Source organism: Paraburkholderia sp. Clong3 (assembly GCF_050436485.1).
Taxonomy (GTDB): domain Bacteria; phylum Pseudomonadota; class Gammaproteobacteria; order Burkholderiales; family Burkholderiaceae; genus Paraburkholderia; species Paraburkholderia tuberum.
In genome coordinates this window covers 497,277-517,606 of record NZ_JBNDMH010000002.1, presented here as the reverse complement: position 1 = coordinate 517,606, position 20,330 = coordinate 497,277, and the positions used below count along the sequence as shown (strand labels likewise).

Genomic DNA, 20,330 nt, shown 5'->3' with positions numbered 1-20,330 from the left:
GTTGCTCAGGCGGCCTTGCCGTCTTCGACAACCGCTGCTTCGCCGTGGCGCTGCTTGTAGTCGGCGACCGCTGCCTTGATCGCGTCTTCCGCGAGGATCGAGCAATGGATCTTCACCGGCGGCAGTGCCAGTTCTTCGGCGATCTGCGTGTTCTTGATCGACATCGCCTGGTCGAGCGTCTTGCCCTTCACCCATTCGGTGACGAGCGAGCTCGATGCGATGGCCGAGCCGCAGCCGTAGGTCTTGAACTTCGCGTCTTCGATGATGCCGTCCGCGCCGACGCGGATCTGCAGCTTCATCACGTCGCCGCAGGCCGGCGCGCCGACCATGCCGGTACCGACCGTGTCGTCGTCCTTCGCGAAGGAACCGACGTTGCGCGGGTTTTCGTAGTGGTCGAGGACCTTGTCGCTATAAGCCATGATTACACTCCTTGATTCGTTTCAACCTGCAATGCGATGAACGTTCGATGTCCGCTTCGTCCAGCCGGCGCGTCAGTGCGCGGCCCAATGGATGGTCGACAGATCGATCCCGTCCTTGTGCATTTCCCACAGCGGCGACAGATCGCGCAGCTTGGAAATCTTCGACTTCAGCAGGTTGATCACGTAGTCGATTTCCTGCTCGGTCGTGAAGCGTCCCACCGTGAAGCGGATCGAGCTGTGCGCGAGTTCGTCGTTGCGGCCAAGCGCGCGCAGCACGTACGACGGCTCCAGCGACGCCGATGTGCACGCCGAGCCCGACGACACCGCGACGTCCTTCACCGCCATGATCAGCGATTCGCCTTCGACGAAATTGAAGCTGATGTTCAGGTTGTGCGGCACACGCTTTTCCATGTCGCCGTTCACATACACTTCCTCGATTTGCGACAGGCCTTTCAGCAGCCGGTCGCGCAGCATGCGGATGCGCTCGTTTTCGGTCGCCATCTCTTCACGCGCGATACGGAACGCTTCACCCATGCCGACGATCTGGTGCGTGGCGAGCGTGCCCGAACGCATGCCGCGCTCGTGACCGCCGCCGTGCATCTGCGCCTCGATACGGATACGCGGCTTGCGACGCACGTAAAGCGCGCCGGTGCCCTTCGGGCCGTAGGTCTTGTGCGCCGAGAACGACATCAGGTCGACCTTCAGCTTCTGCAGATCGATCTGGATCTTGCCGCTGGCCTGCGCCGCGTCGACGTGAAAAATGATGCCCTTCTCGCGCGTGATCTCGCCAATCGCCTCGATGTCCTGGATGACGCCGATCTCGTTGTTGACCGACATCACCGACACCAGAATCGTGTCCGGGCGCAGTGCCCCCTTGAACGCGTCGAGGTCGATCAGACCGTCGTCCTTGACATCCAGATAGGTGACTTCGAAACCTTCGCGCTCGAGCTCGCGGGTGGTGTCCAGCACCGCCTTGTGCTCGGTCTTCACCGTGATGATGTGCTTGCCTTTGCTCTTGTAAAAGTGCGCGGCACCTTTCAGAGCGAGGTTGTCCGACTCCGTCGCACCCGAGGTCCAGATGATTTCGCGTGGATCGGCGTTCACGAGCGCGGCCACCTGCTCGCGCGCTTCCTCGACTGCACGCTCGGCGGTCCAGCCATAAGCGTGACTACGCGACGCGGGATTGCCGAACTGCTCGCGCAGATACGGGATCATCTTGTCCACCACACGCGGATCGATCGGCGTCGTGGCGCTGTAGTCCATGTAGATAGGCAGATGGAGAGAGTCGTTATTCATCAATTGCTCCGGGGACGTCATGTGCTCTGGCTTCTGGGTTCGATATGGGCCTGCGGCGAGGGTTTTCTATTGCGTGCCGCTCACGAACCGGCCATGTTGAAAACGGAATTGGGACCCTTGGGCGCCACGCGCACGGGTTCGGCCGCCGGCGCGTCGTTGCGCCTGTCGCGCAGCACGGCCGGCGTGCCTTCGCGCGAACGCTGCTGATCCACCAGATCCTTCAGCGAAACCGAATCGAGGTATTCGACCATTTTCTGGTTCAGCGTCGACCACAGCTCATGCGTCATGCAGTGGCCGTCGTGCTGCTTGGTGCCTTCGCATGTGCCCTTACCGCCGCACTGGGTGGCGTCGAGCGGTTCGTCGACCGCGATGATGATGTCGGCCACCGTCACCTCTTCGGCACGGCGCGCGAGATTGTAGCCACCGCCCGGTCCGCGCACGGATTCGACGATTTCATGACGGCGCAGCTTGCCAAACAGCTGCTCGAGATACGACAGGGAGATGTGTTGGCGCTGGCTGATACCCGCAAGCGTCACCGGGCCCTGCTCCTGGCGCAGCGCCAGGTCGATCATCGCCGTGACGGCGAAACGGCCTTTCGTGGTGAGTCTCATATGATGTGGGAACCGCAATTCTCGACAAGTTTGGTCAAGTATAAATACATGAGCGATTTAGTCAAGTATGGGCGGTAAATTTTGTGTCATTCGCTTAATTGATCGCCATACGTCGACGCCGCGCCCCAACCCGTGTGGTGCGTCTGCGTTCTTCGCCCGATGCCTACGCGAGCAACTGCGGGCGCAGCGCGGTGATCAGCCCGCGGCAGGCTGCTTCGCACTGATCGAGCACCAACTCGAAGCCTTCCGCGCCGCCGAAATACGGATCGACAACCTCTCGCGCGCCGCTCCAGCGGCCATCCGACTCAGGCACGAACTCCATCAGCAGACGGATCTTGTCGCGCTGTGCGGGCGGGCACAGTTGACGCAACGCGGCGACGTTTCGGTCGTCCATGGCAATCAGCAGATCGAAGCGCTCGAAGTCCGCGACCGTGATCTGGCGGCCGCGCAGCGCGTCGAGCGCATAGCCGCGCTGGCGGGCCGCGTGTTGCGCGCGTTCGTCGGGCGCCGCGCCGATGTGCCAATCGCCGGTGCCGGCCGAATCGATCAGGATGCAGTCCGCAAGCTTCGCCTCGTCGACCAGATGACGCATCACGCCCTCCGCCGTCGGTGAACGGCAGATATTCCCGAGGCAAACGAAACAGATGGATACAGTTTTCATCAGGGATTTTCGACGCCCGAGGCGCCGCGCGTGAGGTCGTCAGACAGTCAGCGGACTGCGCCGCGATTATACAAATCTCGACAGATTCGCGCCGAGCGGGGCGCAGCCAGCAAGATCAGCGGCTTCGGACCGTCGCGGTCCGCCGCGCCGGCTTACGATGCCTCGGCGAGCGGCGTCGCCGTGGCGGCACGCATCGGCTTGGCCGGCAATGCCGACGCCGTGTCGATCATGCCGTACGACACCGCGCGTGCGAGTTCGGCGGTCAGATGGTTGGCGTCGAGCGGCATCTGCGAAGCGCGCGAAGCGGTTTGGCCGTTGACGTGCAGAAAGGCGAGCACCGCGAGCGGTACAACGATGGCTAGGGGCCAGTACACCGATATTGTCTTTTTCATGATGTGTTCTTCAATTAGGGGCGCATGAGCTTATGACGCACTATGCCCTAACGAAATGCTATAGGAATTCACAATCGGGAAAAACCCGCCCGCGCGAGATAGATCGTTGCTTGATACGAAACAGTCAATTGAGACCTCTTTCGGGAACGATTGGCGCATCGCTGGCACACAAAGTAAAGCTTACAAACGCATACAAAGCCGCCGCGACGGACGGCGACAATGACGGTCTTATTCTTACCCTTACATTTCTTTGCACCACAAAATGAAACGCATTGCACCTCCCGTCGGCCTGATGGCCGCCGCGCTGCTCGGCGGCTGCGCGGTCTATCCGGACGGCACGCCGATGTACGGCAACGGCTACGGCGCCTATAGCGGCTACAACGGTTATGACGTTTCCGCATTCGCGCCGGGTGCCGTGGTCGTGCCGCAAACCAATGTGTACCTGGGCTACGGCGATTACGGTCCGGGACGCTACTACGGCCCGGCGCCGGGCTCCGGCTATCGCGGCTATCCGGATCGCGGTCATCCGAACGACAACGACTGGCACCACGGCGATCACGGCAACGGTCATGGCAACAATGGCGGCGGTCCTGGACAACCGCACGGCGGCCCGCCGCCGCAGGGCGCAGCGGGCGGTCCGCACGGCCCTGGTGGCGCCAATGGCGGCCCGCACCCCGGCGCGGGCCGCCAGCCGCAAGCCGGCAACGGCGGCGGACGAGGCAACGATTTGGGGAGAAATGCGCCCGCGCGTCAGCCGGGGCAGATGACCGAACATTGAAGACGGAGCGGCGCTGAAGTATCCCGCCGGCTTCTTCGCCCATTTCGACGGCTGCGCGAGCGCGCAGCCGTCAAACCAATCCCAATGCCGCCCGCTCAGCCAATATGGCTGCGCTGCGCGGCATACAACTCGCGGAACGTACGACCCACCGGCGCCGGCATGTCGCGCGTATCGGTCCAGCCCGCGCCGCCGAGCGGCAGCTTGGTGATCGACCGATTGCGCCCACCCATGCGCTCCAGCACGCGCACGGCGAGTTTGGTAAAGAGCGCATAGGCATCGGGATGCAGCGCGAGCCAGCCCCACAGCGCCAACCCGGCGCGCTCCTTCCACGGCCGCAGGTGTCGCTCCATCTGCTTTTCGCGCAGCTTGCGCAACAGATCGGACAGCGGGATACCGACCGGGCACACGCTATTGCATTCGCCGCATAACGTCGCCGCTTGCGGCAGGTCGAGCGCCTTGTCGATGCCGACATAGCTCGGCGTCAGCACCGACCCCATCGGCCCCGGATAGACCCAGCCATACGCGTGCCCGCCGACCTTCTGATACACCGGGCAATGGTTCATGCACGCGCCGCAGCGGATGCAGCGAAGCATCTCCTGGAAGTCGCCGCCGATCAGCCCTGTGCGGCCACCGTCGACGAGCACCACGTACATATGCTCGGGCCCATCCTGATCGCCCGCGCCACGCGGCCCGGTCAGCATCGAAAAATAGTTCGAGGTGGCCTGGCCGGTTGCCGAACGCGGCAGCAGGCGCATAGCCGTCGCGAGATCCTCGAGCGTCGGCAGCACCTTCTCGATGCCGGTGACAGCGACATGCACGCGCGGCATCACCGTGCACATACCTTCGTTGCCCTCGTTGGTCACGACCGCGACCGAGCCCGTTTCCGCGATGATGAAATTGCCGCCCGTCACGCCCATGTCCGCGCTCAGAAAATGCGGCCGCAGCATCTCGCGCGCCTCACGCGTCATGTCGGGAATCTCGGTGAGCCGCGGCCGGCCGTGCGTCTTCGCGAACAGGTCGGCGATCTCGTCCTTATCCTTGTGAACGACCGGCGCGATGATATGGCTTGGCGGCTCGTTGTCGTTGATCTGCAGGATGTATTCGCCAAGGTCGGTTTCGATCGACTGCACGCCCATCTGCCCGAGCACTTCGTTCAGGCGCATTTCCTCGGTGACCATCGACTTGGTCTTGATCACCTTCTTCACCTCGTGCTTGCGCGCAATGTCGCCGACGAGCCGCGCGGCCTCCTGCGTGGTCTCCGCGAACAGCACAGTCACGCCGCGCCGGGTCGCCTCGCGCTCGAAGGTTTCGAGCCACACGTCGAGATTCTCGAGCGCGCGATCACGGCGCTCCTTGAGCGCGGCCCGCGTCGCGGGGAAATCGATCGCGGTCATCGCGCTCGCGCGCGCCGACACGAACTTCGTGGACAGCTTGGTCAGGTTCTGCTGCAGGCGCTGGTCGGCGAGTTTCTGACCGGCGCGAGCCTTGAACTGCATCGATTGGACTTGCATGGCGCCCCTGATGAGATCGGATTGAAACGCGCGGCGCATTCGCGCCCGACGCAATGCGTGACAGACAAGATAAACGTGACGCGAACAATAGCGGTGTTCGCCACGCGGGGATTACACGTCGCCGGCCAGCACCTGTGCGATATGCAGCACGCGCGTCGTCGAGTCGCCGTTGCGGCGCAGCCGCCCTTCGATATTCAACATGCAGCCGAGGTCGCCGAGCACCACCGCACCGGCGCCGCTCGCGGCGATGTTCGTGCACTTTTCGTCGACGATCGCGGTCGAGATATCGCCGTATTTGACCGCGAAAGTGCCGCCGAAGCCGCAGCAATGCTCGCAGCCTTTCATCTCGGTGACCGCGACGCCGACCTGCGCGAGCAGTTCGCGCGGCTGTTCCTTGACGCCCAGTTCGCGCAAGCCCGAACACGAGTCGTGATAAGTCACCTGTCCCGCGAACTCGCCCGCTTGCAACTGCACCTTCGCGACGTTGACGAGGAAATCCGTCAGCTCGAACACCTTGCCGCGCAGGCGGCCGAAACGGTTCATCAGTTCGGGATCGTCGCGGAACAGGTCGCCGTAGTGCGCGCGGATCATGCCGCCGCACGAGCCCGACGGCACCACCACATAGTCGAACTGTTCGAACTCGCGCAGCGTTTTCTCGGCAAGGTCGCGCGCGAGGCGGCGGTCTCCCGAGTTATACGCAGGTTGCCCGCAACAGGTTTGCGCGGGCGGCACTACGACCTCGAAACCGGCGCCTTCGATCAGCTTGATGACGGAGAAACCGATCTCGGGACGCATCAGGTCAATCAGGCAAGTGACGAACAATCCGACTCGCATGAGCCCTCCTTGCGGGGAAACGTCCCTGATTATCCGCTGTTTGCCGGTGCAATACCAACGGCCGGAAGGCATAGGAAGCACGCCGCGCCGGATTGGAAGCGCGCCTCGAAGCGTTCGCTTTTTTCACAATACGAGATACAATCAGTTTTCGCTGTTTGACGCATCCACCGATTCTCATATGAGCGATACGAACCCGGATCCCAAAACTTCGATCCAGGTGATCGAACGCATGATGCGCCTGCTCGACGCACTGGCGGCGCACAGCGACCCGGTCAGCCTGAAAGAACTGGCCATCCGCACGGAGCTGCATCCATCCACCGCGCACCGCATCCTGAACGATATGGTGATGTGCCGGCTGGTCGACCGTTCAGACCCCGGCACCTACCGTCTTGGCATGCGCCTGCTCGAACTGGGCAATCTCGTCAAGGCGCGCCTGTCGGTGCGCGACGCGGCGCTCACGCCGATGCGCGAGCTGCACCGCGAGACCGGGCAGACCGTGAACCTGTCGGTGCGTCAGGGCGACGAAATCGTCTATATCGAACGCGCGTATTCGGAGCGCTCGGGCATGCAGGTGGTGCGGGCGATCGGCGGGCGCGCCCCGCTTCATCTGACCTCGGTCGGCAAGCTGTTCCTCGCGGCCGACGAAGCCACCCGCGTGCGTGCCTACGCAACACGCACCGGTCTGTCGGGCCACACGCAGAACAGCATCACCGATCTCGCGAAACTCGAGCGCGAGCTGTCGCATGTGCGCCAGCAGGCCTGCGCGCGCGACAACGAGGAACTGGAGTTGGGCGTGCGCTGCATCGCCGCCGGCATCTACGACGATACCGGCAAGCTGGTCGCGGGACTGTCGCTGTCGGCGCCGGCCGATCGTTTGCAGGATTCATGGCTCGGGCAGTTGAGCCAGACCGCGTTGATGATTTCGGAATCGCTCGGCTACCGGCCGCAGCCGCAGCAGGACCATGCGCACGGCGGGCACGGCTCACATGGCTCGCACGGCCAGCATTAGTGAAGGGGGCGGCCGCCCAACCGCCGTTGCACCCTTTGCCCTCCCGCCGGCGCCATGAAAAAAGCCTCGCATCCGCGAGGCTTTTTCTTTGCACGTCAGCTGCAGCCGGACTGACTACCACCGGCTGAGTATGCGTTGCGGCTTCAGGTACCCGGACCGCCGGCATCGGCGCTCGTGATACGCGGCTGGTCGCCGCCGTTGTCGAGCCACGTACGCAGACGCGTCGCGTCCGCGAAACGCGAGTACTTGCCCGACGAATCGAGCAGCACCAGGATCATCGGCCGGCCGTGGATGGTCGCCTGCATCACGAGACACTCGCCCGCTTCGTTGATGAAGCCGGTCTTCTGCAGACCGATGTCCCACGTCGGGTTGCGCACCAGCGCGTTCGTGCTGTTGTACGCGAGCGTGCGCTTGCCGGTGTACACCTCATAGCTGTGATCGGTCGAGAACTTGCGGATCAACGGGTACTGATACGCCGCGTTGACCATCTTCACGAGATCGCGCGCGCTCGACACGTTCATGCTCGTCAGACCGGTCGGGTTCTCGAAGTGCGTGTCGTTCATGCCGAGCTGCCTCGCCTTCGCGTTCATCGCCGCGAGGAACGCCGGACGGCCGCCCGGGTAGTAGCGCGACAGCGCCGCCGCCGCGCGGTTTTCCGACGCCATCAGCGCGATGTGCAGCATGTCCTCGCGCGACAGCACCGAGCCCACCGACAGACGCGAACCGGTGTTCTTCTCGTAGTCGCGGTCTTCGTCGGTGACTTCGATCTGATCGGTCATCGGCTCTTTCGAATCGAGCACCACCATCGCCGTCATCAGCTTGCTGATCGATGCGATCGGTACCACCGCGCGCGAGTTCTTGTCGAACAGCGTCTCGCCGCTGTTCTGGTCGATCACATAGGCGACGCTCGAGCGCAGCATCAGCGCGTCCGGCGTCTCGTGCAGACCAAACGCCTGGCCGACGCTCGGCTGGCGCGGCTCGTACGCGACGCGTCGCATCACCGAACGGTGTCGGCCGTTCGCCGTGAACGTGACGCGCTTGCGTTTGACGCCGGCGTGCGGGGCATCTTCATCCGCCGCAGCGACTTTCACGGCCTCACCCTTGCCGGCTTTCGCCGCATGGCTCGACACCTTTGCGGTGGCGGCCGCCTGCGCAGGCTTCCTGGCAGTGTTAGCGTGTTTGGAAGTTTTTGCGGATGCAGCAGACGTAGCTGCGAAAGTGCTGACAGGCGTAGCGAACGCCGCTGCGACGGCCAGCGAGACGGCCACCGATAGAGCGGTGCTGCGCGCCGCGCCGTGGAGCACTTTTAGCGACGAAAACATGTCGGTTTTCATGGGTGTTCGATAGGGAGCGGCGAGAGGTTTCCGCAAGTGTAGTAAAGCAACGAAAAATTAGCAATTTGAAGCACTTATACGCGCTCCTTAAACCGGCTTGTCAGCTCCGATCGCGAAAACACGAATAAGTGCCGCGCCTCGATCGAAAAAAACGATCGTCGCCAGCAAGCCTCGCCATCGCCGCCCGGCCCAATCGAGCAGATCATTGCAGGATAACGGCAATTTTGAGACAACCTTGATCCGGGGAAATACTGTCAGAGCACAGGCGGAAACTACTGCGCCGCGCCATGAAGGCGTTGCGAGCGTGCGACGGACTTTTTTAAGTGTCCGACGAAAGTCGCTAACGCGCGTTCGACTGCCATCGTTCTTTAACGTTCCTTGTCATCTTGTGGTTTACATCGAATTGATGATGATCGGTTTTTCAGGGGAGAATTGCTGCCACACGGAAAAATAATCTCCCGACGGCCTGCTGAACGGTTGGTTTATGTCGCACCAGCACGGTGCAACGAGCAATCGTTCCGCGTCATATTAATGACATGCCTACTGTATAACCTATTGTTTTGTCGGCATTTTCTCAACATTGTGCGATGCACAAAAAACGCTTGACATTCCTTGTAGGCATCCTAAAATGGGAACCATTGCTGCGATGCACAATACATCGCGGTCCGGTGAGACGATGAACCTGCGTCTCGCCACCCACCCAATGCGGTCCGCACAGACCGGCCGCAATCCAGGAGCGTAAACCATGACTCTGCTGACCCCTGAGCAATTCGCCGCAGCCCAGAAAGCCAACTTCGAAACCCTGTTCGGCCTGACGACCAAAGCATTTGAAGGTGTCGAAAAGCTGGTCGAGCTGAACCTGCAAGTTGTGAAGTCGACGCTCGCCGAAAGCCAGGAAAATGCCCAACGCGCGCTGTCCGTGAAGGATGCGCAGGAACTGCTGGCACTGCAAGCAAGCCTCGCCCAGCCGGTGGCTGAAAAGGCGCTGTCGTATGGCCGCCATGTGTACGAAATCGTTTCGGCAACGCAGGGTGAATTCACCCGCGTCGCGGAAGCGCAATTCGAAGAGCAAAACCGCAAGGTTCAGGCGCTCGTCGAAAACGTCGCCAAGAACGCACCGGCCGGTTCGGAAACCGCTGTCGCCGTGATGAAGTCGGCTATCACCGCCGCCAACACCACGTACGAAACGGTCCACAAGGCAACCCGCCAGGCTGTCGAAATCGCCGAAAGCAACTTCAACGCAGCTGCAACGGCCGCTTCGAAGGCAGCTTCGCAAGCCGCTGCGCAAGCATCGCGCGCCGCCGCCAAGAAGGCCGTCTAAGCTTCACGCGTCAACACGCCAGGCTTTATGCCTCGCGTCGTCTTTCACGCCGGCCCAGCCTATGCGCTGCGCCGGCGTTATCGCAAGCAACAGCGTCGTGCCGTTGCCGCTTATACGGTTTGAAGAGCCGAACGCTCCGATACGTTGCAATGGCGTATCGTTTGCCCGGCCGCCAAGCCGGGATTTTTTTGCCCGCCACTGGCCGCCACGAAAACAGAAACGGCGCAGAAACGGCGCGCTCCGACATGGAGCGCGCCGTTTTTCTTTGCCGTACGGCTCGACCGGCTTTGCCGCGCCCGCATGTCGTCACACAGGCGCGGCGCACCGCGTTACTTCTTCTTGACGGGCGGCAGATCGGTACAGACGCCTTCATACAACTCGGCCGCCATGCCGATCGATTCGCCGAGCGTCGGATGCGGATGGATCGTCTTGCCGATATCCGTTGCGTCCGCGCCCATCTCGATCGCGAGACAGACTTCGCTGATCAGGTCGCCCGCGTTCAGACCGACGATACCGCCGCCGATCACGCGATGCGTTTCCTCATCGAACAGCAGCTTCGTGAAGCCCTCGTCGCGACCGTTGGCGATCGCGCGACCCGATGCGGCCCACGGAAACACCGCCTTGCCGAACTTGACGCCTTCGGCTCTCAGTTGGTCTTCCGTCTTGCCGGCCCAAGCCACTTCCGGATCGGTGTAGGCCACCGACGGAATCTGCAGCGCGTCGAAGTACGCCTTCTCGCCATGCGCGGCTTCCGCCGCCACGTGGCCTTCGTGCACGGCCTTGTGCGCGAGCATAGGCTGACCGACGATGTCGCCGATCGCGAAGATGTGCGGCACATTCGTGCGCTGTTGCCTGTCGACTTCGATGAAGCCGCGATCCGTCACCGCGACGCCGGCCTTTTCCGCGCCGATCCGCCTGCCGTTCGGCGAACGGCCGACGGCCACCAGCACGAGGTCGTAGCGTTGCGGCTCGGCCGGCGCCTGCTCGCCCTCGAACGACACGTAGATGCCGTCGTCCTTCGCTTCGGCGGCGATGGTCTTGGTCTTCAGCATCACGTTCGCGAAACGCTTGCTGTTGTACTTCTCCCAGACCTTGACCAGATCGCGGTCCGCGCCGGCCATCAGGACGTCGAGCATTTCGACCACGTCGATGTTCGCGCCGAGCGTCGAGTACACGGTCGCCATTTCGAGACCGATGATGCCGCCGCCGATCACGAGCATGCGCTGCGGAATCTGGCGCAGTTCGAGCGCGCCGGTCGAATCGACGACCCGCGGATCTTCCGGAATGAACGGCAGCTTCACCGCTTCCGAGCCCGCTGCGATGATCGCCTGGTTGAACCTGACGACCTTCTTGCCGCCCTCGGTCTGCACTTCCATGTGGTTCGGATCGACGAACGCACCCGTACCGACCACCACTTCGACCTTGCGCGCCTTCGCCATGCCGGCGAGACCGCCGGTCAGCTTCCTGACCACGCCGGACTTGAAATCGCGCAGCTTGTCGAGATCGATCTGCGGCTTGCCGAACGTGATACCGTGCGCGGCAAGATCAGCCGCTTCGTCGATGACGAGCGCGGTGTGCAGCAGCGCCTTCGACGGGATGCAGCCGACGTTCAGACACACGCCGCCGAGCGTCGGATAACGCTCGACCAGCACGGTCTTCATGCCGAGGTCGGCGGAGCGGAACGCGGCCGAATAACCGCCGGGGCCCGAACCGAGCACGAGCATGTCGCACTCGATGTCGGCGCTGCCCGAATAGCTGCCGGCTTGCGCAGCCGCTGCGGCGGCCTTCGGCGCCGCAGCGGCAGGCGCCGGCGCGGGAGCCGCCTTCTCGGGCGCTTTCGGCTCCGCAGCGGCCGCAGCCGCGCCGCCCGCCGTTGCCTCGACGAGCGCGATGACCGTGCCCTGCGAGACCTTGTCGCCCGGCTTGATACGCACTTCCTTGACGGTGCCGGCGGTATCGCTCGGCACTTCCATCGACGCCTTGTCGGATTCGAGCGTCAGCAGCGACTGCTCTTTTTCGATGGTGTCGCCCGGCTTGATGTTGACTTCGATGACGTCGACGTCCTTGAAGTCACCGATGTCCGGCACTTTTACTTCGACGAGACTCATGGTGTCCCCTTCTCTTATTGATCGATGATGAGCGCGCCTTCGCGCACAGCGCACGTGAGCGCGAACGCGCGGACGGCGCGACGCGGATCGGTCGAAACCATCCGCGCCCGCGCCGGCGGACCTCACCAGCCGGTCAAAGAATCACACGCCGGAAATCGGCAAGAATCGAACCGAGGTATGCGTTGAAGCGCGCGGCTTCCGCTCCGTCGATCACGCGATGGTCGTACGACAGCGACAGCGGCATGGTCAGACGCGGCTCGAACTGCTTGCCGTCCCACACCGGCTTCATCGCGCTGCGCGACAGGCCGAGAATCGCGACTTCAGGCGCATTGATGATCGGCGTGAAGTGCGTGCCGCCGATACCGCCCAGCGACGAGATCGAGAAGCAGCCGCCCTGCATCTGGTCCGGCTTCAGCTTGCCCTCGCGCGCGGCCTTCGACAGCTCGGCCATTTCCTTCGCGATGTCGACGAGGCCCTTCTTGTCCGCGTCGCGAATCACCGGCACCATGAGGCCGTTCGGCGTGTCAGCGGCAAAACCGATGTGGTAGTACTGCTTGAACACCAGGTTGTCGCCGTCGAGGCTCGCGTTGAAGGTCGGGAATTTCTTCAGGGCCGCCACGCAGGCCTTGATCACGAAGGCGAGCATCGTGAACTTGACGCCCGCCTTCTCGTGTTCCTTGTTCAGCTTGACGCGCAGCGCTTCGAGCTCGGTGATGTCCGCTTCGTCGTTGTTCGTGACGTGCGGAATCATGACCCAGTTGCGATGCAGGTTCGCGCCCGAGATCTTCTTGATGCGCGACAACGGCTTCGGATCGATCGGACCGAACTTCGTGAAGTCGACCTTCGGCCACGGCAGCAGATTCAGCTCGCCACCGCCGGCGGCCGGCGCGGCCGCACCAGCCGGCGCCGCGCGCTGGCCCGTCATCACGCCCTTCACGAACGCGGTCACGTCGGCCTGCGTAATGCGGCCCTTCGGACCGGTGCCCTTCACCTGGCCGACGTCCACCCCGAGTTCGCGCGCGAACTTGCGCACCGACGGCGACGCATGGCTCGGATGACGCGAGCCGCCTTCTCCAGCCGGGATCAGCGGCGCCTGCGCGAGCGCGGACGGCGCGGCCGGTGCCGGGGTCGGCGTGGCCGGCGCGTCGAACGGCTTTTCAGTCGGCGCCTTCGCGGCCGGTGCCGGCGCGGGTGCCGGGGCAGCGCCGCCTTCCGCTTCGATCACGACGATGACCGAGCCTTCCGACACGGTATCGCCAACCTTGACCTTCACTTCCTTGACGACGCCGGCGGCCGAGCTGGGCACATCCATCGTCGCCTTGTCGGATTCGAGCGTGACGAGCGATTGTTCCTTCTCGACACGATCGCCGACCTTCACCGCGATCTCGATCACGGGGACGTCTTTGTAGTCGCCGATATCCGGCACCTTGATTTCCTGCACGCCGCCGCCTGCCGCCGCGGGCGCGGGCGCCGCAGCGGGAGCTGCCGCCGGCGCAGGAGCAGGAGCAGGAGCCGGTGCGGCAGCCGGCGCGGGCGCCGCGGCAGCGGCGTTGGCGCCTTCCAGCACGATGATCAGCGTGCCTTCGGACACCGCATCGCCGACCTTGACCTTCACTTCCTTGACGACGCCGTCGGCCGAGCTCGGCACGTCCATCGTCGCCTTGTCGGATTCCAGCGTCACGAGCGATTGCTCTTTTTCGACGGAGTCACCCGCCTTCACCAGCACCTCGATCACAGGGACGTCCTTGTAATCGCCGATGTCCGGCACCTTGACTTCGATCGCTTGACTCATTGTTAGTGTCTCCTGGGCCGCGCACGCCGCCGGCCCCTCGCGATGAGGAGCAAGCGCGTGCATCGTGGCACACGGGTGATGCCTTAGACGGTCATCGGGTTGGGTTTGGCGGGATCAAGGTTGTACTTCTTGAGCGCCTCGGCGACCACCTTGCGTTCGATCGTGCCTTCGTCCGCCAGCGCGTTCAGCGCGGCGACCGTGACCCAGAAGCGATCGACTTCGAAGAAGTGACGCAGCTTCTCGCGCGTGTCCGAGCGGCCATAACCGTCGGTGCCCAGCACGACGAACTTCTGCGGCACGAACGCGCGGATCTGCTCGGTCAGCGCGCGCACGTAGTCGGTCGATGCGATGACCGGACCCGGCGCATCCTTCAACAGCTTCTCGACGTGCGACAGCTTCTTCTCTTCGGTCGGGTGCAACAGGTTCCAGCGCTGCACTTCGTGACCTTCGCGCGCGAGCTCGGTGAAGCTCGGCACGCTCCACAAGTCGGCGTTGACGCCCCAGTCGTTTTTCAGCAGGTCGGCCGCGGCGATCACTTCGTTGAAGATCGTGCCCGCGCCCATCAGCTGCACGTGCGGCGCCTTTTTATCGGCTGCGGTCTTGCTGAACGAGTACATGCCCTTGATGATGTCGGCCGCCACGGTCTCGCCCTGCGGGATCGCCGGGTGCTCGTAGTTCTCGTTCATCACGGTGACGTAGTAGTAGACGTCTTCCTGGTCGGCGACCATGCGGCGCAGACCGTCCTGCACGATGACCGCGAGTTCGTAGCCGAACGTCGGGTCGTAGCTGATGCAGTTCGGCACCGAAGCCGCCCACATCAGCGAGTGGCCGTCTTCGTGTTGCAGGCCTTCGCCGTTCAGCGTCGTGCGGCCCGCCGTGCCGCCCAGCAGGAAGCCGCGCGAGCGCATGTCGCCAGCGGCCCATGCGAGGTCGCCGATGCGCTGGAAGCCGAACATCGAGTAGAAGATGTAGAACGGGATCATGATCTCGCCGTGCGTCGAGTACGACGTCGCGGCCGCGATCCAGTCGGCCATGCCGCCGGCTTCGTTGATGCCCTCCTGCAGGATCTGACCGGTCTCCGACTCACGGTAGAACATCAGCTGGTCGGAATCTTCCGGCACGTACTTCTGGCCGTCCTGATTCCAGATACCGATCTGACGGAACAGACCTTCCATGCCGAACGTACGCGATTCATCCGGCACGATCGGCACGACGCGCTTGCCGAGCGTCTTGTCCTTCAGCAGGATGTTCAGGATCCGCACGAACGCCATCGTCGTGGAGATCTCGCGGCCTTCGCCCGTGCCCTTCAACAGCGGCTCGAATGCCGACAGTTCCGGCACCGGCAGCGACTCGGCCTTCTGACGACGCGCCGGGAGATAGCCGCCGAGATCCATGCGTTTCTGACGCATGTACTCGAGTTCCTTCGAGCCTTCCTCGAACGTCAGGTACGGCACATCGACGATCTGCTCGTCCGTGATCGGCAGACGGAACTGGTCGCGGAACTTCTTCAGCTGCTCCACCTGCATCTTCTTCTGCTGGTGGGTGATGTTCATCGCCTGGCCGGCTTCGCCCATGCCGTAGCCCTTGATCGTCTTCGCGAGGATGACGGTCGGCTGGCCCTTCGAATTCGTCGCTTCCGTGAACGCCGCGTAGATCTTGTGCGGATCATGGCCGCCGCGGTTCAGATTCCAGATGTCGTCGTCGGACCAGTCGGCGACCAGCGCCTTCAGTTCCGGCGTGTTGAAGAAGTGTTCGCGCACGAACGCGCCCGACTCCGACTTGTACGTCTGGTACTCGCCGTCGACGACTTCCATCATGCGGCGCATCAGCGCGCCCGACTTGTCGCGCGCGAACAGCGCGTCCCAGCGGCTGCCCCAGATGACCTTGATCACGTTCCAGCCGGCGCCGCGGAATTCGCTTTCGAGTTCCTGGATGATCTTGCCGTTGCCGCGCACCGGACCGTCGAGACGCTGCAGGTTGCAGTTGATCACGAACACGAGGTTGTCCAGGCGCTCGCGACCGGCCATGCCGATCGCGCCGAGCGATTCCGGCTCGTCCGTTTCGCCGTCGCCGAGGAAGGCCCAGACCTTGCGGCCGTCGGTCTTCGCGATGCCGCGCGCCTGCAGGTACTTCATGAAGCGCGCCTGGTAGATCGCCATGATCGGGCCCAGGCCCATCGACACGGTCGGGAATTGCCAGAAGTCCGGCATCAGCCACGGATGCGGATACGACGAGATGCCCTCGCCGCCGACTTCCTGGCGGAAGTTGTCGAGCTGCTTGTCGGTCAGGCGACCGAGCAGGAACGCGCGCGAGTAAACACCCGGCGACGAGTGGCCCTGCACGAACACGAGGTCACCGCCGTGCTCGGCCGACGGTGCGTGCCAGAAGTGGTTGTAGCCGACGTCGTACAGCGTGGCGGCCGATGCGAACGACGCGATGTGGCCGCCGACGTTGGTTTCCTTGCCGGCGCGCAGCACCATCGCCATCGCGTTCCAGCGGGTGTACGAGCGGATACGGTGTTCGATGTCCTGGTCGCCGGGGTTCTTGGCCTGGCGCGCGACCGGAATCGTGTTGATGTAAGGAGTGTTAGCAGAGAACGGCAGATGTTCGCCGTGCACGCGTGCGAATTCGATCTGTTTTTCGATCAGGTAGTGGGCACGGTCAGGGCCTACTGCAGAAATCACGCCATCCAGCGCTTCCAGCCATTCGCCGGTTTCCTGGGGATCGTCGTCTTTATCGGCGGCGACATATTTCATGACTTCGTCGGGTACAGCGGACATGCTCGTCTCCTGGGTATGGGGAACGCACTTTGAACAGACGACGCGGACGCAGGAACGGCCGCGGCAGCTCCGGCCGATTGTAATAAGGGTCCCGACGTCAGCGCAACCAAATTTTCAAATTACGAGATCAATTCTCATAATGCGGAAAATTGCTGCAACGCAACCTGGTTTGACTGCCGATCGACCGATCCGCCGGCTAGTTTGCACCGATTAACTGCACTTTCCGTGCTTTTTTGCGCCATTTGTCGGGGACGTGCTGAGCTACAATGCCACGCATGTTGACCGAACGGCTCTTCTCTCGCTCGGCGCGCACCGCGGGTTCGCCGGCGGATTCGTCGCCGTCCTCGCGCTGGCACCACGGACCCTGGTGGTCCAATTCCTATTTGCTGACGCCGCTCCTGTCGATCCTGGTGTTCCTGGTCGTCATGAGCCTGATTCTGTGGAGTCTGAACCGGCGCGAGCAGCAACAGCAGGAAGACACGCTGTACCGCAACGTCGCGTGGGCGCAGCAGCAGATCCGCCTGTCGATGACGGGCGCGCAAGAGCAGATCCAGGCACTCGCGCGCGACCTCGCCGCCGGCCATGCCGACGAGCATTCGTTCCAGGTGAGCACCACGGACATCATGCAGGGGCATCCTGAGATCCTCTACATGAACTGGTACACGGGCCAGCAGCAGCCGCGCTGGCCCAACGCCGCGCCGCCGGTGCTCGGCCAGCGGCTCGCGCGTCCGAACGACGCGCAGATGGACGAAGCTGTCAAGGCCGGCTTCGCCGAGGCGCGCAACACGCGCCGCCAGGTGTACTCGCCGCTCATCTACGACGACCTCGGCAACGGCTTCATCACGCTGCAAACGCCGATCTTCCGCGACCGCGATTTCCTCGGCACCATCGCCGCGGTGTTCTCGGTGGAAGGCATTCTGAAGCGCGACATCCCGCCCGAGCTGTCGGCTAAATACAAGATCTCGATCATCGACGCGAACAACCGCGAGTTGACCACCACGTCGACCCGCCCGCGCCTGCCGCGCGACATGTTCTACGACCTGCCGCTCGACCCGCCGGGCCAGGGCATTTCGGTGCGCGTGTACGCGTTCCCGCAGATCACCAACTTCACGAACAACACGCTGGTGTGGCTGGTGGCCGGCCTCTCCTGCTTCGTACTGTGGAGCCTGTGGAGTCTGTGGAAGCACACGCGCCAGCGCTTCGAGGCGCAGCAGGCGCTCTACGCGGAAGCGTTTTTCCGCCGCGCGATGGAAAACTCGGTGCTGATCGGCATGCGCGTGCTCGACATGCACGGCCGCATCACGCACGTGAACCCGGCGTTCTGCCGCATGACCGGCTGGGACGAAAGCGACCTCGTCGGCAAGAGCGCGCCGTTCGCCTACTGGCCGCGCGACGCGTACCCCGAGATGCAGCGTCAGCTCGACATGACGCTGCGCGGCAAGGCGCCCTCGTCCGGCTTCGAGCTGCGCGTGCGGCGCAAGGACAGCTCGACGTTCCACGCGCGGCTCTACGTGTCGCCGCTGATCGACAGCTCGGGCCGCCAGACCGGCTGGATGTCGTCGATGACCGACATCACCGAGCCGAAGCGCGCGCGCGAAGAGCTCGCCGCCGCCCACGAACGTTTCACGACCGTGCTCGAAAGCCTCGATGCGGCGGTGTCCGTGCTCGCCGCCGACGAAGCCGAGCTGCTGTTCGCGAACCGCTATTACCGGCATCTGTTCGGCATCCGCCCGGACGGCCACCTCGAACTCGCGGGCGGCGGCTTCGACGCCTCGCAGGCGTCGTCCGATTCGATCGACATGGTCGACACCTTCGTCGGCCTACCCGCCGCCGCGCTGACCGAAAGCGCCGCCGACGCGCAGGAAATCTACATCCCCGGCATCCAGAAGTGGTTCGAGGTGCGACGCCAGTACATCCAGTGGGTCGACGGCCATCTCGCGCAGATGCAGATCGCGACCGACATCACGACCCGCAAGCGCGCGCAGGAACTCGCGCGCCAGCAGGACGAAAAGCTGCAGTTCACGAGCCGCCTGATGACGATGGGTGAAATGGCCTCGTCGCTCGCGCACGAACTGAACCAGCCGCTCGCCGCCATCAATAACTATTGCTCCGGAACCGTCGCACTGGTTAAATCCGGTCGAACGACGCCCGACAATCTGCTGCCGGTGCTCGAAAAGACCGCGCAGCAGGCGGTGCGCGCCGGCATGATCATCAAGCGTATCCGCGAGTTCGTGAAGCGCAGCGAGCCGAAGCGGCAGGCCACGCGGGTCGCGGATATCGTCGCGGACGCGGTGGGTCTCGCCGAAATCGAGGCAAGGAAGCGGCGCATTCGCATCGTTACCGATCTGCGCTCGCGGCTGCCGGTGATCTACGTCGATCCGGTGCTGATCGAGCAGGTGCTCGTGAACCTGCTGAAGAACGGCGTCGAAGCGATGGCCGAAGCGCGCCCGAACGCGGTCGACCCAGTCATCCGCGTGGTCGTGCGACTGGAGAGCGGCTTCGTCTGCATCAGCGTCGTCGACCAGGGGCCCGGCGTCGACGAAGCGACCGCCGAGCGTCTGTTCGAACCGTTTTACAGCACCAAGTCCGATGGCATGGGCATGGGGCTGAACATTTGCCGTTCGATTATCGAATCGCACCGCGGCCGTCTGTGGGTGGTCAACAACGTCGAATCCGACGGCCACATCACGGGCGCCACGTTCCATTGCAGTCTGCCCATTGGGGAGCCTGACGGCCCGAGCAACGGCGGGTCCGAGGCGCCGATACCACAAACCGTTACGGGAGAGCTATGAACAGCCCAGTCACCACACAGGAAACCGTCTTTGTCGTCGACGACGACGAGGCCGTGCGAGATTCGCTGCGCTGGCTGCTGGAGGCGAACGGCTACCGCGTTCAGTGCTTCTCGAGCGCCGAGCAGTTCATCGACGCATGGCAGCCGCATCAGCATCCGGGCCAGATCGCGTGTCTGATCCTCGACGTGCGGATGTCCGGCATGAGCGGGCTCGAGTTGCAGGAACGCCTGATCGCCGACAACGCGTCGCTGCCGATCATTTTCGTGACGGGCCACGGCGACGTGCCGATGGCGGTGTCGACGATGAAAAAAGGCGCGATGGACTTCATCGAAAAGCCGTTCGACGAAGCCGAACTGCGCAAGCTCGTCGAGCGCATGCTCGACAAGGCACGCAGCGAAAGCACCAGCGTCCAGCAGCAGCGCGCCGCGGCCGAGCGCCTCGGCAAGTTGACCGCGCGCGAGCATCAGGTGCTCGAGCGGATCATCGCGGGCCGCCTGAACAAGCAGATCGCCGACGACCTCGGCATCAGCATCAAGACGGTCGAAGCGCATCGCGCGAACATCATGGAAAAGCTGAACGTCAACACGGTCGCCGATCTGCTGCGACTCGCGCTGTCGAACAAGCCGCAAACGGCGCAGTAACAGAGGCACGGGCGGCCTTTCGTCCGGAGGGGCCGTTGGTACGTGGCCGCC

At 63.5% G+C, this 20,330-nt stretch carries 16 protein-coding genes; 5 read left to right on the top strand and 11 right to left on the bottom strand.

The window, feature by feature from the left end:
- Positions 1-5: 5 nt before the first annotated feature.
- The 5 genes from iscU to OKW30_RS06620 all read right to left on the bottom strand — a co-directional run bounded on the left by iscU (position 6) and on the right by OKW30_RS06620 (position 3,379).
- Positions 6-419, bottom strand: coding sequence for a Fe-S cluster assembly scaffold IscU (iscU, locus tag OKW30_RS06640; RefSeq protein ID WP_184022374.1), 414 nt, complete (start codon positions 417-419; stop codon positions 6-8).
- A 72-nt stretch (positions 420-491) separates the two neighbouring features.
- Positions 492-1,715, bottom strand: coding sequence for an IscS subfamily cysteine desulfurase (locus OKW30_RS06635; protein WP_429346305.1), 1,224 nt, complete (start codon positions 1,713-1,715; stop codon positions 492-494).
- A gap of 80 nt (positions 1,716-1,795) precedes the next feature.
- Entirely contained in the window at positions 1,796-2,326 is a 531-nt protein-coding gene (gene iscR, locus OKW30_RS06630; protein ID WP_184067539.1) for a Fe-S cluster assembly transcriptional regulator IscR, read from the bottom strand.
- A gap of 163 nt (positions 2,327-2,489) precedes the next feature.
- Entirely contained in the window at positions 2,490-2,987 is a 498-nt protein-coding gene (locus OKW30_RS06625) for a low molecular weight protein-tyrosine-phosphatase (protein WP_184067536.1), read from the bottom strand.
- 152 nt (positions 2,988-3,139) lie between these two features.
- Complete coding sequence (locus tag OKW30_RS06620) at positions 3,140-3,379, bottom strand: hypothetical protein (RefSeq protein WP_184067533.1); 240 nt, start codon at positions 3,377-3,379, stop codon at positions 3,140-3,142.
- A 262-nt stretch (positions 3,380-3,641) separates the two neighbouring features.
- On the opposite strand from OKW30_RS06620, the gene OKW30_RS06615 reads away from it, so the two are divergent.
- Entirely contained in the window at positions 3,642-4,157 is a 516-nt protein-coding gene (locus tag OKW30_RS06615) for a hypothetical protein (RefSeq protein WP_184067530.1), read from the top strand.
- Positions 4,158-4,252: 95 nt separating this feature from the next.
- On the opposite strand, the gene OKW30_RS06610 is transcribed toward OKW30_RS06615, so the two are convergent.
- The gene (locus OKW30_RS06610) at positions 4,253-5,668 is read right to left on the bottom strand and encodes a lactate utilization protein B (protein WP_429346304.1); all 1,416 of its coding nucleotides are present in this window, start codon (positions 5,666-5,668) and stop codon (positions 4,253-4,255) included.
- Between the two features lie 111 nt (positions 5,669-5,779).
- The gene (locus OKW30_RS06605) at positions 5,780-6,502 is read right to left on the bottom strand and encodes a (Fe-S)-binding protein (RefSeq protein WP_429346303.1); all 723 of its coding nucleotides are present in this window, start codon (positions 6,500-6,502) and stop codon (positions 5,780-5,782) included.
- A gap of 178 nt (positions 6,503-6,680) precedes the next feature.
- Between OKW30_RS06605 and OKW30_RS06600 the strand changes: the two genes are divergently transcribed.
- Positions 6,681-7,511 (top strand): IclR family transcriptional regulator, encoded by an 831-nt coding sequence (locus OKW30_RS06600; RefSeq protein ID WP_090800805.1) that lies wholly within the window; start codon positions 6,681-6,683, stop codon positions 7,509-7,511.
- A 143-nt stretch (positions 7,512-7,654) separates the two neighbouring features.
- On the opposite strand, the gene pbpG is transcribed toward OKW30_RS06600, so the two are convergent.
- Positions 7,655-8,845 carry a D-alanyl-D-alanine endopeptidase gene (gene pbpG, locus OKW30_RS06595; RefSeq protein WP_184067522.1) on the bottom strand — a complete coding sequence of 397 codons (1,191 nt, stop codon included), beginning with the start codon at positions 8,843-8,845 and terminating at the stop codon, positions 7,655-7,657.
- Positions 8,846-9,590: 745 nt separating this feature from the next.
- On the opposite strand from pbpG, the gene OKW30_RS06590 reads away from it, so the two are divergent.
- On the top strand, positions 9,591-10,166 hold the full coding sequence (locus tag OKW30_RS06590) for a phasin family protein (RefSeq protein WP_013089827.1): 576 nt from the start codon (positions 9,591-9,593) through the stop codon (positions 10,164-10,166).
- 329 nt (positions 10,167-10,495) lie between these two features.
- On the opposite strand, the gene lpdA is transcribed toward OKW30_RS06590, so the two are convergent.
- From lpdA to aceE, 3 genes are all read right to left on the bottom strand, one after another.
- On the bottom strand, positions 10,496-12,274 hold the full coding sequence (gene lpdA, locus OKW30_RS06585; protein ID WP_429346302.1) for a dihydrolipoyl dehydrogenase: 1,779 nt from the start codon (positions 12,272-12,274) through the stop codon (positions 10,496-10,498).
- A gap of 133 nt (positions 12,275-12,407) precedes the next feature.
- Positions 12,408-14,066 carry a dihydrolipoyllysine-residue acetyltransferase gene (aceF, locus tag OKW30_RS06580; RefSeq protein ID WP_429346301.1) on the bottom strand — a complete coding sequence of 553 codons (1,659 nt, stop codon included), beginning with the start codon at positions 14,064-14,066 and terminating at the stop codon, positions 12,408-12,410.
- An 83-nt stretch (positions 14,067-14,149) separates the two neighbouring features.
- Entirely contained in the window at positions 14,150-16,846 is a 2,697-nt protein-coding gene (gene aceE / locus OKW30_RS06575; RefSeq protein ID WP_429346300.1) for a pyruvate dehydrogenase (acetyl-transferring), homodimeric type, read from the bottom strand.
- Between the two features lie 275 nt (positions 16,847-17,121).
- On the opposite strand from aceE, the gene fixL reads away from it, so the two are divergent.
- Entirely contained in the window at positions 17,122-19,638 is a 2,517-nt protein-coding gene (gene fixL / locus OKW30_RS06570; protein ID WP_221309019.1) for a PAS domain-containing sensor histidine kinase, read from the top strand.
- Complete coding sequence (gene fixJ / locus OKW30_RS06565; RefSeq protein WP_062129599.1) at positions 19,635-20,279, top strand: oxygen response regulator transcription factor FixJ; 645 nt, start codon at positions 19,635-19,637, stop codon at positions 20,277-20,279. Before fixL ends, fixJ begins: the two co-directional genes overlap by 4 nt.
- Positions 20,280-20,330: the final 51 nt, after the last annotated feature.